This is a genomic window from Erwinia phyllosphaerae, assembly GCF_019132875.1.
In the GTDB taxonomy this organism is placed as follows: domain Bacteria; phylum Pseudomonadota; class Gammaproteobacteria; order Enterobacterales; family Enterobacteriaceae; genus Erwinia; species Erwinia phyllosphaerae.
Window position 1 is genome coordinate 395,939 of record NZ_JAHSPF010000005.1, and the last position, 17,860, is coordinate 413,798.

General features: G+C 57.1%; 12 protein-coding genes. 11 read left to right on the forward strand and 1 reads right to left on the reverse strand.

Annotated elements, in window-relative coordinates; genetic code table 11:
* The first annotated feature begins 67 nt into the window (after positions 1-67).
* The 10 genes from KUE00_RS11925 to KUE00_RS11970 all read left to right on the forward strand — a co-directional run bounded on the left by KUE00_RS11925 (position 68) and on the right by KUE00_RS11970 (position 14,758).
* Positions 68-604: a prepilin-type N-terminal cleavage/methylation domain-containing protein gene (locus KUE00_RS11925; RefSeq protein ID WP_246760103.1), complete on the forward strand. Its 537-nt coding sequence runs from the start codon at positions 68-70 to the stop codon at positions 602-604.
* Entirely contained in the window at positions 601-1,158 is a 558-nt protein-coding gene (locus tag KUE00_RS11930; RefSeq protein WP_246760104.1) for a prepilin peptidase-dependent protein, read from the forward strand. The genes KUE00_RS11925 and KUE00_RS11930 overlap by 4 nt, the downstream gene beginning before the upstream one ends.
* A complete protein-coding gene (locus KUE00_RS11935) occupies positions 1,155-1,592 on the forward strand; it encodes a DUF2509 family protein (RefSeq protein WP_246760105.1) in 438 nt (145 codons plus the stop codon). Before KUE00_RS11930 ends, KUE00_RS11935 begins: the two co-directional genes overlap by 4 nt.
* Positions 1,549-1,878 (forward strand): prepilin-type N-terminal cleavage/methylation domain-containing protein, encoded by a 330-nt coding sequence (locus KUE00_RS11940; protein WP_246760106.1) that lies wholly within the window; start codon positions 1,549-1,551, stop codon positions 1,876-1,878. The genes KUE00_RS11935 and KUE00_RS11940 overlap by 44 nt, the downstream gene beginning before the upstream one ends.
* A gap of 75 nt (positions 1,879-1,953) precedes the next feature.
* The gene (gene recC, locus KUE00_RS11945) at positions 1,954-5,322 is read left to right on the forward strand and encodes an exodeoxyribonuclease V subunit gamma (protein WP_246760107.1); all 3,369 of its coding nucleotides are present in this window, start codon (positions 1,954-1,956) and stop codon (positions 5,320-5,322) included.
* A 146-nt stretch (positions 5,323-5,468) separates the two neighbouring features.
* Positions 5,469-8,354 (forward strand): pitrilysin, encoded by a 2,886-nt coding sequence (ptrA, locus tag KUE00_RS11950; RefSeq protein ID WP_246760108.1) that lies wholly within the window; start codon positions 5,469-5,471, stop codon positions 8,352-8,354.
* On the forward strand, positions 8,351-11,887 hold the full coding sequence (gene recB, locus KUE00_RS11955) for an exodeoxyribonuclease V subunit beta (protein WP_246760109.1): 3,537 nt from the start codon (positions 8,351-8,353) through the stop codon (positions 11,885-11,887). The genes ptrA and recB overlap by 4 nt, the downstream gene beginning before the upstream one ends.
* On the forward strand, positions 11,878-13,710 hold the full coding sequence (recD, locus tag KUE00_RS11960; RefSeq protein ID WP_246760110.1) for an exodeoxyribonuclease V subunit alpha: 1,833 nt from the start codon (positions 11,878-11,880) through the stop codon (positions 13,708-13,710). The genes recB and recD overlap by 10 nt, the downstream gene beginning before the upstream one ends.
* Positions 13,711-13,920: 210 nt before the next feature.
* Positions 13,921-14,253 carry a type II toxin-antitoxin system PrlF family antitoxin gene (locus KUE00_RS11965; protein ID WP_246760111.1) on the forward strand — a complete coding sequence of 111 codons (333 nt, stop codon included), beginning with the start codon at positions 13,921-13,923 and terminating at the stop codon, positions 14,251-14,253.
* Between the two features lie 13 nt (positions 14,254-14,266).
* Positions 14,267-14,758, forward strand: coding sequence for a type II toxin-antitoxin system YhaV family toxin (locus KUE00_RS11970; RefSeq protein WP_246760112.1), 492 nt, complete (start codon positions 14,267-14,269; stop codon positions 14,756-14,758).
* A gap of 91 nt (positions 14,759-14,849) precedes the next feature.
* Here KUE00_RS11970 and argA read toward each other — a convergent pair whose 3' ends face one another.
* A complete protein-coding gene (argA, locus tag KUE00_RS11975; protein WP_246760113.1) occupies positions 14,850-16,193 on the reverse strand; it encodes an amino-acid N-acetyltransferase in 1,344 nt (447 codons plus the stop codon).
* Positions 16,194-16,524: 331 nt separating this feature from the next.
* Here argA and amiC point away from each other — a divergent pair, with 331 nt between their 5' ends.
* Positions 16,525-17,775, forward strand: a complete 1,251-nt coding sequence (amiC, locus tag KUE00_RS11980; protein ID WP_246760114.1) for an N-acetylmuramoyl-L-alanine amidase AmiC — start codon at positions 16,525-16,527, stop codon at positions 17,773-17,775.
* Positions 17,776-17,860: the final 85 nt, after the last annotated feature.

A 17,860-nucleotide genomic window follows, 5' to 3' on the forward strand; every position in this document is an offset into this window, starting at 1 on the left:
CCCGGCTTTTAACATCCCGAATATCGTGTTGTTTTGCGACACATCTTCTAAAAAAATGTTGCTGAAAGTGGGTGCAGATGAATGGCCGGAAGACGTCTCGCAATTCGCTACTTTCCCGCTGGTATCGCTAGCCGACACGGGCACAATAGCCGTTATGAACAGAAACGGTTTTACCTTGCTGGAGCTGCTGGTGGTGATGGTTATCGCCAGTATATTGACGACGGCTGCCGCAGGCAGCTGGCAACAGTGGCGGCAGACGCAGCGGCTCAACGCCAGCGCACGACAAATTCAGCATTTCTTGCTGCGCTTACGCAATGATGCCAACTGGCACAATCGACAGGCGCTGTTATGGCGCACGAGCGGCGTTCCGTGGTGTCTGGGTAGCGGCCCGCGCCAGCAGCATTGTGCGGGCAGGCAGCGCTGGCTGCTGCTCGCGCCGTGGCGGGAGATCAAACTCTTATCGTTAACGGAGGGGATGGGATTTTATGGTCGCCGCAACGTCGCAAAACCTGGCCGGATCGTTATTGCCAGCGCGGCAGGCGAGCGGCATATCATCCTGTCCTCACGCGCCAGAGTGCGTATCTGCCGGGACGCCTGTCCATGAGATGCCTTTCCATAAAAAGCGCGGGCTTTACGCTGCCGGAAATGATGATTGCGCTGGCGATCGGTGGCGTACTCATGCTGGGTGCCGCAAGGTTTTTACCGCTGCTGCAAATGAATAATCTGCGCATGCTGATGACTTTTCAGCTGCGAGAAGAGCTACAGCTGATGATGGCCACGCTGGCGAAAAACGTCCGCCGGGCAGGTTACTGCCATGGAGAATGCCAGGGCAAGGCCCTGATAACCAGCAGTAACGGCCAGTGCCTGCTGCTGCGCTGGGATGAAAACAGCAACGGTAAATGGGAAAATGCCGACAGCGAAACCAGCGATTACTATGGTTTCCGGCTACGTAACGGCAGCCTGGAGGCGCAGCGCGGCGTAGATAGCTGTGAAAGCAGCGGCTGGGAAAAAATGAACGATCCGGCCAGCGTGATCATCAGTGACTTTCGCGTTGTCAGAAAAGCGCAGCAGGTTCAGCTACGGCTAAGCGGCTATGCGCTCGGCTTCCCCCTTCAGGCGCTTACCGTTGAACGCTGGGTAACGGGAGAAAACCTGTGACGGCACAGCAGGGAAGCGGGGCGTTGATGATGGTTATCCTGCTGTTGCTGATGTCGGCGGCGCTGCTACAGGCTACGCGTCGTCAGATGGAGCAGTCGCTAAGCCTGGTCGTCGACGAAGGGGTTTATCTGCAGCAAACCAGCCTGGCCGTTTCCGCGCTACGCTGGGGCGAAACCGAGCATTGGCCGTCCGTGCAGCGATGGTCTTGCCGTACGGCAAATCAGTCGGCCTGGCGTGCCTGCTTTATTGTGTTGAAAACAGGTGAGGCGCTGCTGCGTGGCGACAGCGGAAGCGGAACCCTGACTATTTACCGATGGGTAAAACGCAATGATGAAAATAGTGCGATATCTGCCTTACCGCATGGCTGGCTCGACTATTGCCCGCTGGCCAGTGAAGAAAGCTGCCTGCCGGAAGGTCAGGCAGCAGGGCTTTAGCCTGCCGGAAACGCTGATCGCGCTATTGCTGTTCAGTATCAGCTCGCTGGCGCTAACGCAGTATCAGCTGGCGCTGGGCAAGGCTTTTCAGCTACAGGCGCAGCAGCGGGAAGCAGTCAGGCTTGCCTGGCAACGGTTTGAGGGCTACGAAGCGCCAGGCTGGCGGACTACGCTGGAACAGCAAACGTTGATGGGCAGTTGCACATTATTTACGGCGCAGGCTATTAGCCCGGCCGGCGCTCGGGCCAGGCTATCGCAATTGCGTTGCGATAACGCCGAGCGGTGAAAGAGGATCGCATTTGCAACCGTCGCCGGACGGGGTAGAGTGTGCACGCAAAGCAATACCGGATCAGGAGCAGGCATGTTTACCGTTTATCACTCAAATCAGCTGGACCTGCTGAAAACGCTGGCGGCGTTTCATATCGAAAACCAGCCGCTGCGCGATCCCTTTCAGTCAGAAGTGGTACTGGTACAGAGTCCGGGCATGGCGCAGTGGCTACAAATGTCGCTGGCCAGCCAGTTCGGCATTGCCGCCAACATCGCTTTTCCGCTGCCTGCTTCTTTTATCTGGGATATGTTTATCCGCGTGCTGCCGGGCATTCCAAAAGAGAGCGCGTTTAACAAATCCAGTATGAGCTGGAAGCTGATGACGCTGCTGCCGAAAATGCTGCCGCGCCCGGAATTTGCCATGCTCAGCCACTATCTCTCCGACGACGAAGACCAGCGCAAGCTGTTTCAGCTTGCCTCACGCGTGGCCGATCTGTATGACCAGTATCTGGTGTACCGTTCTGAATGGCTTAACAGCTGGGAAAGAGGTCAGCACATTGATGGCCTGGGCGAAGCGCAGCTGTGGCAGGCACCGCTGTGGGCGGAGCTGGTGGCCTACAACCGTGAACTGGGCCAGTCGGAATGGCACCGCGCCAATCTTTATGCACGCTTTATTTCCACGCTGGAAAATAGCGCGACCCGACCGCCTGGCCTGCCGGATCGCGTGTTTATCTGTGGCATTTCCGCGCTACCGCCGGTTTATCTACAGGCTTTACAGGCGCTGGGCAAGCATATCGATGTTCATCTGCTGTTCACCAACCCTTGCCGCCATTACTGGGGTGATATTCAGGACTACGCTTTTTTAGCTAAGCTGCAAAGCCGCCGCAGAGAACACTTTAAAGAGCAGCGACAAAGCACGCTGTTTCGCCAGGAAGATGCATCCAGCCTGTTTAACGAAGCGGGCGAACAGCAGCTGAGCAACCCGCTGCTGGCTTCCTGGGGCAAGCTCGGGCGCGACAACCTGTTTTTGCTGGCGCAGATGGAGTGCCGCGAAATCGACGCCTTTGTCGATATTGAGCCGGTTACGCTATTGCAAACGCTCCAGTACGATCTGCTGGAGCTGGAAGACAATGCGGTTATCGGGCTGAAACGCGAAGAGTGGGAAAACAGCCTGCGCAAGCGCGTGCTGGATCCTGCCGACCAGTCGTTAACCGTGCATCTTTGCCACAGTCCGCAGCGTGAAGTTGAGGTTTTACAGGATCGCCTGCTGGAGCTTATGGCTAACGATCCGCAGCTTTCGCCACGGGATATCATCGTGATGGTGGCGGATATCGACGCCTATACGCCTTTTATCCAGGCCGTGTTTGGTAACGCGCCAGGCGACCGCTATCTGCCGTTCGCCATTTCCGACCGTCGCGCCAGCCAGGCGCATCCCGCTTTGCAGGCGTTTATTTCGCTGCTGAGCCTGCCCGACAGCCGTTTTACGTCCGAAAGCGTTCTGGCGCTGCTGGAAGTTCCGGCGCTGGCCAACCGCTTTGCTATAGATGAAGAGGGACTGCGGCGTCTGCGCCACTGGGTGGGCGAGTGCGGCATCCGCTGGGGGCTGGACGACGATACGGTTCGCGAGCTGGATCTGCCGCCAACCGGACAGCACACCTGGCAGTTCGGTCTGACGAGGATGCTGCTGGGCTATGCGATGCACAGCGATATCGGGCACTGGCAGGGCGTACTGCCTTATGACGAATCCAGTGGCCTGATTGCTGAACTGGTAGGGCATCTGGCAGAACTGTTGATGCAGCTGCGCCGCTGGCGCGAGCGGCTAGGCACCGCCAGAGAGCTGGAAAGCTGGCTACCGCTGTGCCGGGAGCTGCTGGATGACTTTTTCGCCGGGGATGCCGATGCCGAAGCGGCGCTGGCGCTGATTGAAGAGCAGTGGCGAGCCGCTATCAGCTACGGTATTCAGGCGGAGTATCAGCAGGCTATCCCGCTGTCGCTGCTGCGCGACGAGCTGCGCGCCAGGCTGGATCAGGAGCGTATCAGCCAGCGCTTTCTGGCCGGACCCGTTAACTTCTGTACGCTGATGCCGATGCGCTCCATCCCCTTTAAGGTGGTATGCCTGCTGGGCATGAACGACGGCGTTTACCCGCGCACGCTGCCGCCACCGGGATTTGACCTGATGAGCCAGCAGCCGAAAAAAGGCGACCGTAGCCGCCGCGATGACGATCGCTACCTGTTTCTGGAAGCGATCAACTCAGCGCAGCAGCAGCTCTATATCAGCTATATCGGCCGGACCATACAGGACAACTCGGAACGTTTTCCCTCCGTGCTGGTCAGCGAACTGATGGAATATATCAGCCAGAGCTTTTGCCTGCCGGAAGACAGGGAAAAAGACGTGGACAGCAGCGCGGCGGCGGTTATCGCCCATCTGCATCATTTGCACAGCCGCATGCCGTTTGCCGCCGAAAACTTCCAGCCGCAGGCCCGCTATCAAAGCTATGCGGCGGAGTGGCTACCGGCGGCTAAGGCCAGCGGCGTACCGCATCCACCCTTTATGCAGGCGCTGCCGGAACTGACGATTGAGGAGCTCAATTTCGATCGGCTGCTGCAGTTCTGGCGTCATCCGGTGCGCGCTTTTTTCAGCCAGCGACTGGGCGTCAGCTTCAGCGCGGAAGATACCGAATTGCCGGATGCCGAACCCTTTACGCTGGACAACCTCAGCCGCTATCAGCTTAATACCCAGCTGCTGAACGCCCTGATTGAAGGCGAGTCGGGCGAACCGCTGTTCGACAGGCATCGCGCAGCGGGAAATCTGCCGTATGGCGCATGGGGCGAGCTCTTCTGGCAGGATCAGCTGGCGGATATGAGCGAGCTGGCTGGCATAGTGCGCGAGCAGCGTCAGGCATCCGGGAGTCAGGAAATCAATATCCAGGCTGGCGGCCTGCAGCTTAACGGCTGGCTGCCCGCCGTGCAGGACGATGGCCTGCTGCGCTGGCGGCCCGGCCACCTTAACTTTACCGACGGGCTTTCGCTGTGGCTGGAGCACCTGGTTTACTGCGTACAGGGTGGTAGCGGTACCAGCCGCATGTATGGTCGTAAAGAGAGCCGCTGGCAGTTTCCTCCGCTTTCGGCCCCTGACGCCAGCGCCTGGCTTGAACGCTATATCAGCGGTTATAAAGAGGGCATGCGCTCGCCTTTGCTCTTGCTGCCCAAAACTGGCGGCGCGTGGCTGGAGGCCAGCTATGACGAGAAGACGGCGGCGCTCTCTTACGACGAGGCGACGCAGATAAAAGCGCGCAATAAGCTGTTGCAGGCGTGGCAGGGAAACATGCAGATAGAAGGTGAGGGCAGCGATCCTTATCTGGCGAGGCTGTTTCGCACGCTGGACGATACCACGCTACAACAGATCATCTACAACGCCGAAGTCTGGCTGCTGCCGCTGTTGCGGATGAATGACATTAACTGAGACATCCTGTAGTGTTACTTTATAACCAACTTTGGCTATTTTTCTGTCCGCTGATGCCCGTCAGCGGAATTTTTAGGGTAAACAGTTTACCTGTCGCCGTCTTAAGCCGCGCGACAGCAAGAACGTTAGCTTGTCGAGGAGTTTGAATGCGTCGTTATGCAGTCTGCTTTACCACCCTGTTTCTGCTTTTTACCTTCTGGAGCCCGCTGTCGCAGGCGCAATCAGGCTGGCAGGCCGTTCCTGAAGCGATCCGTAAAAGTGAAAAAGATCCGCGTCAGTATCAGGCGATCAGGCTGGATAACGGCATGACGGTACTGCTGGTTTCCGATCCGCAGGCGACCAAATCTCTTTCGGCGCTCACCTTGCCGGTCGGCTCGCTGGAAAGCCCACGCAACCAGCAGGGGCTGGCACACTATCTGGAGCATATGCTGCTGATGGGATCAAAGCGTTATCCGCAGCCGGATAACCTGGCCGAATTTCTGAAAAAGCATGGCGGCAGCCACAATGCCAGCACCGCATCCTACCGCACGGCTTTTTATCTGGAAGTGGAAAACGACGCGCTGGAACCGGCGGTAGACCGGCTGGCCGACGCCATTGCCGAGCCGCTGCTTGACCCCGTTAATGCCGATCGCGAGCGCCATGCGGTCAACGCCGAGCTGACTATGGCGCGCTCCCGTGATGGCCTGCGTATGGCGCAGGTTGGTGCGGAGACGCTTAATCCGGCGCACCCGGCTTCCCTGTTCGCTGGCGGGAATTTAGAAACGCTGAAAGACAAGCCGGACAGCAAGCTGCACGACGCGCTAACGGCGTTTTACCATCGCTACTACTCCGCCAACCTGATGAAAGCGGTGATTTACAGCAACAAGCCGCTGAGCGAACTGCAAAAAATTGCCGTGGAAACCTTTGGCCGGGTGGAAAACCACAACGCGACGGTGCCCGCCATTACCGTACCGGTGGTCACTGACCAGCAAAAAGGTATCATTATTCACTACGTGCCCGCGCAGCCGCGCAAGCAGGTAAGAATTGAATTCCGTATCGACAACAACAGCGACAAATTCCGCAGCAAGACCGATACGCTGGTGGCTTATCTGCTTGGCAACCGCAGTAAAAATACGCTTTCCGACTGGCTACAAAGCAACGGCCTGGCCGATTCGATCGATGCCGGTGCCGATCCGGTTATTGACCGCAACGGCGGGATTTTCTCTATTTCTATCTCGCTGACCGACAAAGGCCAGGCGAATCGCGACGAAGTGATTGCCGCCGTGTTTAGCTATCTTAACAAGCTGCGCAGCGAAGGCATCGACAAGCGCTATTTTGATGAGGTGGCGCACGTGCTGGATCTGGATTTCCGCTATCCCTCAATCACGCGCGATATGGACTACATCGAATGGCTGGTGGATACCATGCTGCGCGTGCCGGTCGCCGATACGCTGGTAGCGCCTTATATTGCCGACCAGTACGATCCGCAGGCTATCAAGGCGCGGCTGGACGGCATGACGCCTGAAAACGCCCGTATCTGGTTTATCAGCCCAACGGAACCACACAACAAAGTCGCTTACTTTGTCGATGCGCCTTACCAGGTTGACCACATTACGCCGCAGCGTTTTGCGCAGTGGCAGGCAGAAAGTGCGAAAATCTCGCTGTCGCTGCCCGTACTAAATCCTTATATTCCTGATGATTTTTCGCTGATTAAAGGGGCAAAGCAGTATGACCGTCCGCAGGCGCTGATTAACCAGCCGGACCTGCGAGCGTTTTATATGCCGAGCCGCTTTTACGCGGACGATCCTAAGGCCAACATCACGCTGGCGCTGCGCAACAAAAATGCCATGAGCACGGCCAAAAACCAGGTGTTGTTCGGCATGAACGACTATCTGGCGGGCCAGGCGCTGGATGAGCTGAATTCGCAGGCTTCCGTCGGCGGTATCAGCTTCTCTACCAGCGAAAATGACGGCGTGACCTTTAACGCCAGCGGCTTTACCCAGCACCTGCCGGAACTTATGCAGGCGCTGCTGAAAGAGTACGTTAGCTATCAGCCTACGCAGCAGCAGCTGGATCAGGCGAAATCCTGGTACCTTGAACGCCTGGATGCGGCGGAAAAGGGCAAGGCGTTTGAGCTGGCAATTCAGCCTGCGCAGATGCTGTCGCAACTGCCCTATACCCAACGCAGCGAGCGCCGCAAGCTGGTGGCCGGCATTACGCTGGAAGATTTAAAAGCCTACCGCGAGATGCTGCTGAAAAACGCCACGCCAGAACTGCTGGTAGTCGGCAATATGACGCCGGAAAGCGTGAAGACGCTGGCCGCCTCGCTGAAAAAACAGCTGAACTGCGAAGGCCAGAGCGAGTGGCGCAGCCAGTATTTGCAGATTGATAAGCCAACCAACGCCAATCTGCAACAGGCCGGCAGCAGCACGGATTCTGCGCTGGCCGCGCTCTATGTGCCGCTGGGCTATGCCGAACACGACAGCATCGCCAGCAGCGCCATGCTCAGCCAGATCGTGCAGCCGTGGTTCTATAACCAGCTGCGCACCGAAGAACAGCTGGGCTATGCGGTCTTCGCTTTCCAGATGCCGGTTGGGCGTCAGTGGGGTATCGGCTTCCTGTTGCAGAGCAACGTTAAGCAGCCCGCTTATTTGCTGAAGCGTTTCCAGGCCTTCTATCCGACGGCGGAAAAGCGCCTGCGCGAGATAAGCAAAGAGGATTTCGCGCAGTATCAGACGGCGATGATCAACGAACTGAAGCAGCGTCCGCAGACCCTGGATGAGGAGGCGGGCCGCTACAGCAAGGATTTCAACCGTGAAAACTACAGCTTTGATACCCGTGAAAAAGTGATTGCCAGCATCCAGGCGCTGACGCCCGAAAAGCTGGCGACCTTTTTCCACGACGCGGTCATCAAGCCGCAGGGACTGACGCTGCTGTCGCAGATTTCCGGTAGTCAGCACGATAAGGCGGACTATGCCGCGCCTGAAGGCTTTAAAACCTGGCAGGAAGTGGCCAGGTTACAGCAATCTTTCCCGGTAAAAAGCGATAAATGAAGGTTCAGCGTCTCGACCCTTTAACGCTGCCGTTGCAGGGGGAAAGGCTGATAGAAGCCTCGGCGGGTACGGGGAAAACCTTTACCATCGGGCTGCTTTACCTGCGGCTACTGTTAGGCCTGGGCAAAGAGGCCGCGTTTGCGCGGCCGTTGTCCGTTGAAGAAATTCTGGTTGTAACCTTTACGGAAGCCGCCACGGCGGAACTGCGCGGTCGTATCCGTGAAAACATCCATAAGCTACGGATTGCCTGCGTGCGCGGTCATACTTCCGACGGCGTGCTGGCGCAGCTGCTGGCGGAAATAGATGACTTGCCGCAGGCTGCCGCACAGCTGCTGGCGGCGGAAAGGCAGATGGATGACGCGGGGATCTTTACCATTCACGGTTTTTGCCAGCGCATGCTCAATATGAACGCTTTCGAATCAGGCATGCTGTTTGAGCAAAAGCTGATTGAGGATGAGTTCCCGCTACGCCGCCAGGCTGCCGCCGATTTCTGGCGACGCTACTGCTATCCGCTGCCGCTGCCGATAGCCAGAGTGATGACCCAAATGTGGCAGGGACCGGAGCAGCTGCTGGCAACGCTATCGCCCTGGCTGAACGGTGAAGCGCCGCAGCTGAAGTATCCGCTCGACATGCAGGAAACCTTTGCCGAGCGCCACAACAAAATTATCGCGCAGATTGACCAGCTAAAAGCCGCGTGGCGGGCGGCCGATAATCTGCACGATCTGATCTCGCAGTCGGGCGTCGACAAGCGCAGCTACAGCAGCAAGCACTTACCTAACTGGCTGGATAAGCTGAACGAATGGGCGATGGCGGAAACGCTGGATTACCTTTTCCCGAAGGAGCTGGAGCGCTTTGGCCAGCGTGTGCTGCATGAAAAAACCAAAAAAGGCGAAGCGCCGCAGCACAGCCTGTTTACGGAAATCGACCGTTTTCTGGCGGAGCCGCTCTCTCTGCGCGATTTGGTGATTGCCACCGCGCTACAGGAAATTCGTGACGCTACGCAGAAAGAGAAACGCATCAACGCGCTGTTGGGCTTTGACGATCTGCTGGGCAGGCTCGATCATGCGTTGCAACAGCCCGGCGGCGAAGCGCTGGCGCAGGCAATCCGCAACCGCTATCCGGTGGCGCTAATCGATGAGTTTCAGGATACCGACCCGCAGCAGTACCGGATTTTCCGCGCGCTTTACGGCCAGCAGCCCGACAACGCGCTGCTGCTGATTGGCGATCCCAAACAGGCTATTTACGCTTTTCGCGGTGCGGATATTTTCACCTATATGAAAGCGCGTAGCGAAGTCAGTGCGCACTACACGCTGGAAACTAACTGGCGCTCTTCGCCATGGATGGTAAACGGCGTTAACCAACTCTTTTCCCGCGTGCAGAATCCTTTTCTGTTCAGCGAGATCCCTTTTCTTACCGTTGAGCCTGCCGCGCCCAATGCCGCGCTGCGGTTTACGATTGCGGGCAAACCACAGCCCGCGCTGCGCTTCTGGCTACAGCCAGGCGAAGGGGTTGGCGTGGCGGAATATCAGCAGTTTATGGCCCGGCAGTGTGCGGCGGATATCTGTCGCTGGCTGAGCGCCGGGCAACAGGGCGCTGCGCTGATTGGCAAGGGCGAAGATTTACGTCCCGTGCAGGCGTCCGATATCACCGTGCTGGTACGTAGCCGCAACGAGGCGGCGATCGTCCGCGAGGCGCTCAACGGCCTGAATATTCCCTCCGTTTATCTCTCTAACCGCGACAGCGTCTTTGCAACTCAGGAAGCGCGGGAGATGCTGTGGCTGCTGCAGGCGGTGCTGGCACCGGAGCAGGAGCGTATTCTGCGTAGCGCGCTGGCCACCAGTATTTTTGGGCTGGACGCGCCAGGCCTGCAGGCGCTAAGCGAAGATGAACGCAAATGGGATGCGCTGGTTGATGAGTTTGACCGCTATCGCCAGCGCTGGCTGAAGCGCGGCGTCCTGCCGATGCTGCGCGAGCTGATGGTGAACCGGCAGATTGCAGAAAACCTGCTGGCTTCAGAAAGCGGCGAGCGCCGCCTTACCGATTTGCTCCATCTGGGCGAGCTGTTGCAGGAGGCTTCTGCCGCGCTCGACAGTGAACACGCGCTGGTTCGCTGGCTGGCGCAGGAGGTGGCGCAGCCTAACGGCCAGTCCGCCAGCCAGCAGCTGCGGCTGGAAAGCGATCGCCATCTGGTACAAATCGTCACTATCCATAAATCGAAAGGGCTACAGTATCCGCTGGTCTGGCTGCCGTTTATCGCCAACTATCGCGAGGCGGCGACGGGCATCTATCACGACAGGGAAAGCTACCAGGCGCTGCTGGATCTGCGCGACGATGCACAAAGTATTGAGCTGGCCGAAGAGGAGCGTCTTGCGGAAGATTTACGCCTGCTGTATGTGGCGTTAACGCGATCGGTCTATCACTGTAGCGTAGGCATCGCCCCGCTGATCAAAGGCAACCGTAAAAAAGAAGGCAGTAGCGATCTGCATCGCAGTGCGGCTGGCTGGCTGTTGCAGCAGGGCGAACCGGCCGATGCCGCAGGCCTGCGCGAGCAGATGCTTGCGCTACAAAATGACGCGGTGGAAACGGTGCTGGCGGAGACGCCAGAAAGCGCGCCCTGGCAGCCGGAGCGGCACATTGCGGAGTCGCTTAGCAGTAAAGCCCTCTCGCGCCAGCTGCGGGACGAATGGCGGGTAACCAGCTATTCTGGCCTGCAGCAGCATGGGCCGTCCATGACGTTAGATCTGCTGCCGCGCCTGGACGTGGATGCGGCTGGCGAAGCGCAGGGCCAGCAGGCCGGACAGCTGACGCCGCACGCTTTTCCCCGTGGCGCTGCGCCAGGCACTTTTTTGCACGGTCTGTTTGAAAATCTCGACTTCACCCAGCCGATTGATGAAACCTGGCTCAGCGAGCAGCTGGCCGGGCAGGGCCTGAGCGAGGCATGGCTGCCGGTAATGAAACAGTGGCTGGAAAATGTGTTAGCCACGCCGCTCAATGAAACCGGCGTCAGTTTAAATCAGCTGCCGACAGAAAGCCGCCAGGTCGAGCTACAGTTCTATCTGCCTGTTCAGCAAATGCTCAGCGCGGAAAAGCTGGACAGGCTGGCACATCACTACGATCCGCTCTCCGCTGGCTGTCCTGCGCTTAACTTCCAGCAGGTGCAGGGAATGCTGAAGGGCTTTATCGATCTGGTGTTTCGCTGGCAGGGCAAATATTATCTGCTGGATTACAAATCCAACTGGCTGGGCGAATCCGGCGAGCACTACACGCCAGAAGCGATGGCGGAAGCGATGCGCGCGCACCGCTACGATCTGCAATATCAGCTTTATACGCTGGCGCTGCACCGTTATCTGCGCCATCGACTGGCTGACTACGACTATCAGGAACATTTTGGCGGCGTTATCTATCTGTTTCTGCGTGGCGTGGAAGGCACAGCAAGTGAAAACGGCATCTTCCGTACCTGTCCCGATGCGGCTTTTGTCCGCTCGCTCGACGCCCTGTTTGCCGGAGAGTTTCAGGAGGAACTATGGCCATAGCGCAACTACTGCTTAATGCCTGTGAGGCACGGCTACTGCGTCCGCTGGACGTGCAGTTTGCCCGCATGGTAGCAGGCGATGATCCTGCGTTGATGCTGGCTGCGGCCTGCGTCAGCGCCGAGGCGGGCGAAGGCCACGTCTGTCTGCCGCTGGCCCATCTTAGTGAATCGCTGCTGTTTGGCGGCCGTCATCCGGAACTGGCGGGCCAGCTCTGGCAGGCCGCTGGCGAACCCGACTGGCACCATTTACTTTCCACGGCGCAGGCTGTCGGCGATGGTTCGGCGGCAACGCCGCTGGTACTGCATCAGCAGCGGCTCTATCTGCATCGTATGTGGCAGTCTGAAGGCAAAGTCGCACAGTTTATCGTCCGTGAAGCGCATACGGAATTTGACGAGCGGCAGCTGCGTGCGGCGCTGGACAGACATTTTGGCGAACAGCCCGATAACTGGCAGAAAATTGCCGCCGCCGTGGCGATAACCAGACAAATTGCCGTCATTTCCGGTGGGCCGGGCACGGGCAAAACCACTACGGTAGCCAAACTGCTGGCAACGCTGCTGGAGCTTTCCGCAGGTTCGCTGCGTATACGTTTGGCTGCGCCGACGGGCAAAGCGGCGGCACGGCTGACCGAATCTTTAGGTAAAGCTTTGCAGCAGCTGGACGTTAGCGACGCGGAAAAACAGCGCTTCCCAACGGAGGCCACCACGCTGCACCGCCTGCTTGGCGCGGTGCCCGGCAGCCAGCGGATGCGCTATCACGTGGGCAATCCGCTGCATCTGGATTTACTGGTGGTGGATGAAGCTTCCATGGTCGATCTGCCGATGATGGCTAACCTGATTGCCGCGCTACCGCCTCATGCCCGGGTGATTTTCCTGGGCGACCGCGATCAGCTCGCTTCGGTAGAGGCGGGAGCGGTGCTGGGCGATATCTGCCACTGCGCGGAATCCGGCTACAGCAGTGAACGTGCGGCAATGCTGATGCGCCTGACCGGCTGCGATATCGAAAGCAAAGAAGATCAACTGGCCCCAGCGGTACGCGACAGCATTTGCCTGCTGCGCAAAAGCTACCGTTTTGATGCCTCTTCGGGCATTGGCCAGCTGGCACTGGCGGTAAACGCCGGGGAAGTACGCCTGGTTGAAAAGGTCTTCAGCGCTGATTTCTCCGATATCGTTCGTTATGCATTAAACAGCAGCGCCGAGTATCAGCATCTGCTGGATGCCAGCGTAGAAGGCTACCGGGACTACCTGGTCCAGCTGGCCCAAAAAGCCGAGCCGCGTCAGGTCATTGAGGCATTTGGCCGCTTTCAGCTGCTGTGCGCGTTACGTGAAGGGCCGTTTGGCGTGATTGGGCTGAATGAACGTATTGAGGCAGCGTTACAGAAAAAGCGGCTGGTCCAGCGCCAGCCTGGCAGCAAATGGTATATCGGCAGGCCGGTGATGATTGCTCGTAACGACAGCGCGCTGGGGTTGTTTAACGGCGATATCGGCATTGCGATGAACGATGCGGAAGGGGCGCTAAAAGTCTTCTTCCCGCTGCCGGACGGCACCATCAGGGCCGTGCAGCCCAGCCGTTTGCCGCCGCACGAAACTGCTTATGCTATGACCGTGCATAAATCGCAGGGATCGGAGTTTGACCACACGCTGCTGGTACTGCCAAACCAGTTTGCACCGGTTTTAACCCGCGAGCTGGTTTATACCGCGATAACCCGCGCCAGGAAGCAGTTAACGCTTTATGCGGATAGCCAGGTGCTGAACAGCGCGATAAAAATGCGTACGCGCCGCCGTAGCGGGCTGGTGGAGCGGCTGGCGGACAGGAAAACAGCGTAGCGTTGTGAGATATGTGTTGCTGGCTGTTTTACGCGCGTTTTATTGACGTAAACAGCAGCAATTGATGTCCATCTTGTGAGTATGGGTGGAACATTTTCTTGCAGCCCGGCGGTTCGCTGAGCAGGTAATGCAGTTGCATTGTACAATGCAACTGCATTACGATAGCGTAAGCCTGCTTATTTCTGACCGATAAAACAGAGGAGACAGAACATGCTCTTAAATATGGCGGAAGTCTCTCTGCGTGCCGAGTCCCGGCTTACCGAACGCAGCCAGACCACTATCCCCGCCGCCATTCGCGATGCCTTACGGCTAAAGCCGGGAGAAGTGATCGAGTATTCGCTGCTGCCTGGCGGCAACGTGATTATGACCCGGCAGCATCAGGGAGAGGATCCGGTTATCGATTCATTCCTGCATTTTCTTGAACAGGACATGGTACAAAACCCACAGCGTATTCAACCTGTCCCTGCTTCTGCCTGGGCCAATATTACAGCGCTTACCGCAGGAGTTGAGGTTGATTTAGACGCGCCGCTCACGGATGACTAGCAGGAGGCAGAGCGTGGAATATCTGGAAATTAACGGCTGGAAGATCTATTTTCACGCCTGCTTTACGGCTCAGCTAATGCAGCTGGTCGCGGAAGTAGCGACATTAAAAGCCAGCCAGCCGGAGGAATACCGGAAGAAAAAGCCAACGAAATTGCTGGCTGCAATAACGCGAGTCGTCAGGGAGGTCATCGCGGCGGACCCTTTAGGGCCGCAGTTTCGCCATGGCGGCACGCTGGGCGATGAGCATAAACACTGGTTCCGCGCCAAATTTTTACAGCAGTTTCGCCTGTTTTATCGCTGTAGCGAACAGCATAAAACGGTGATACTCGGCTGGGTTAATGACGAGCACTCGCTGCGTGCTTACGACAGCAAAACGGACGCATACAAAATTTTTGCGAAAATGCTCGCAGCAGGCCATCCGCCCGACGACTGGGACGCGCTTTTACAAGAGGCCCGCGCTCACATGCCATCCCTACAAATTGAGCTGCTGTCCGGGGTTCGCTGATTTTACTTCGCCTTTTAACCCGTATAGCCCTGAAAAATGCCCATGCCATAAACAGCATGGGGCTGGTTGTGCGTGGCTTTAGCTAAGGCAGCTAAGCCATTCTTGCATGACTCAAATCCGCCATCAGTACCTTTGAGCGGCGCTGATAGTTGTACATCTGTTTTTTACTTTCCGGCAGCTCTTCAATGTCCACCGGCGTAAAGCCGCGTTCCTGAAACCAGTGAATACTACGCGTGGTCAGCACAAACAGCTTTTTCAGTCCCATCTGGCGAGCCTGTAGCGCGACGCGTTCCAGCAGCGCTTCGCCGCGTGACGAACTGCGATAGTCGGGATGGACCGCGACGCAGGCCATTTCGCCAATTTTTTCTTCCGGGAAAGGGTAGAGGGCCGCGCAGCCGATGGTCAGATTGTCACGCTCGATAATCGTAAACTTATCGATTTCAATTTCCAGCTGCTCGCGCGAGCGGCGTACCAGAATACCCTGTTGCTCCAGCGGGCGGATCAGCTCCAGAATGCCGCCGATATCGTTGATGGTAGCGCGACGAATCTGCTCGGCGCTTTCCATGACAATTTGCGTGCCGATGCCGTCGCGCGAGAACAGTTCCTGAAGTAGCGTGCCGTCTTCCTGATAGCTAATCAGATGGCTACGACGCACGCCGCTGCGGCAGGCTTTGACCGCGCCGCGCAGAAAACGCACCGTGGAAGAGAGGTAATCGTTGCTCTCTTCCAGTTCCGCAATGCGCTGCTGCGCTTCGTTTGGAAACAGCTCGGAAATAATCGCGCCTTCGCTGTCAGTTACGCCCTGTTCCGCGCAGAAACCGATCATTTTTTCTGCTTTCAGTTTGATAGCCAGCTGCGTCGCCACTTCTTCCGACGTCAGGTTAAAGCTTTCGCCCGTCACGGAAACCGCCACTGGCCCAAGCAGCACGATAGCGCCGCTGTCCAGCTGGCGGTGAATGGCTTCCTCGTCGATACGGCGAATGCGGCCGCTATGGCAGTAGTCCACGCCGTCATCGACGCCCAGCGGCTGCGCGATAATAAAGTTGCCGCTTACCACATTAATATGCGCGCCCTGTAACGGCGTATTGTTCAGGCTCATTGAAAGGCGAGCGGTAATATCCAGCTGTAAACGGCCAGCGGCCTGCTTGACCAGTTCCAGCGACTGCGCGTCGGTTACGCGCGTATGCTTGTGGTAAATCGGCTCCAGCTGGTGCTCCGCCAGATTCGCGTCAATCTGTGGACGGGCGCCATACACCACGACCAGACGAATGCCCAGGCTATGCAGCAGGCCGATATCGTTAACGATGCTTGAGAAATTCTCGTGTTCGATGGCTTCGCCGCCCAGCATAATGACGAACGTCTTACCACGATGGGCATTGATATAGGGCACGGTATGGCGAAACCCCTGAACCAGCTCGGTACTCCGTTCCTTCACGGCAAATCCTCTATGAATTATTATTCGCTAAAACTGTATTTTTATTCTTTTATCGCGCAGGCGCAAGTAGCAATTTTCTCAGAGTGGTAACAAATTTAACCTGGAGGCCAGAGCGCGCAGGCAAATTTCACTCATGGCCTTCTGGCTGCTCGCTCTTGCCGTGCATAGCAGTACTTTGCCTGCTGTGGTCTTGCCGCTTTGCTTTAACAGAGTATGCAGGCACGGCTTTTAAGGGGTGACACCGCCAGCAGGATTCGCTAAAGTTTTCGTCCCTTGTAGCTTTTTGATGTCCTTTTTATCTACAAAACAGCAATTTTATTACTGGAGTGGCATGTCTGATTTACCTTCGCCCGACCGACGCCGATGGTTACAGGGCGCTGGCGCAGCGCTGTTATTAAGCGTCACTAAAATGGGGCTGGCGGCGACCAGCCATATTGTCGCCGTGCGCATCTGGCCTTCATCTACCTATTCTCGCGTTACGCTGGAATCCAATACCCCGCTGAAATATAAACAGTTTGCGCTAAGCCATCCCGAACGCGTGGTGGTGGATATCTCTGGCGTGCAGCTGAATCATGTTCTTAACCACGTTGGGCATCTGGTACGCAGCGACGATCCCTATATTAAAAACGCGCGCGTCGGCCAGTTCGATCCCAATACGGTACGGCTGGTGCTGGAACTCAAGCAAAGCGTGACGCCTAAGGTCTTCACGCTTGATCCGGTGGCGGGTATTAAAAACAGGCTGGTGCTGGATCTTTATCCCGGCGGCACCCGCAGCCATAACCATGAAGACGATCCGCTGCTGGCGCTTTTACAGGATTATAATAAAGGCGATTTGGAAAGCGGCCAGCCGGTTTCGGCACCGCTGCCCGGTAAGGCAGGCAGAGATCGACCAATTATCATCATGATCGATCCCGGTCACGGTGGCGAAGATACGGGCGCTATTGGTAAGCATAAAACCAAAGAAAAAGACGTAGTGCTGAAAATTGCCCGGCGCCTGAAACAGCTGATCGATAAGCAGCCCCACATGCGTGCGCACATGACGCGCAACGAAGACGTGTTTATTCCGCTAAAGGTAAGGGTGGCGAAAGCGCGCAGGCTACGCGCCGATCTGTTTGTCTCAATTCATGCCGATGCTTTTACCAGCAGGGCAGCAAGGGGCTCGTCCGTTTTTGCTCTGTCGACCAAAGGCGCGACCAGTACCGCAGCGCGCTATCTGGCGCAAACGCAAAACGAATCGGATCTGATTGGCGGCGTCAGCATGAGCGGCGACCGCTATCTTGACCATACCATGTTCGATATGGTGCAAAGCCTGACCGTCAACGACAGCCTGAAGTTTGGCAACGAAGTATTAAAGCACATGGGCAAAATTAACCATCTGCATAAAAAGAAGATGGAGCAGGCGGCCTTTGCCGTTCTGAAAGCGCCAGATATTCCTTCTATCCTGGTAGAAACGGCTTTTATCAGCAATCTGGAAGAGGAGCGCAAGCTGCGCACGACAAAGTTTCAGCATCAGGTGGCCGAAGCCATTCTTGCCGGCATAAAAAATTACTTTGCCAAAGGCGCGCCGCTGGCGCCACGCTAGCTGCTGAATGCTGAATGCTGAATGCTGAATGCTGAATGCTGAATGCTGAATGCTGAATGCTGAATGCTGAATGCTGAATGCTGAA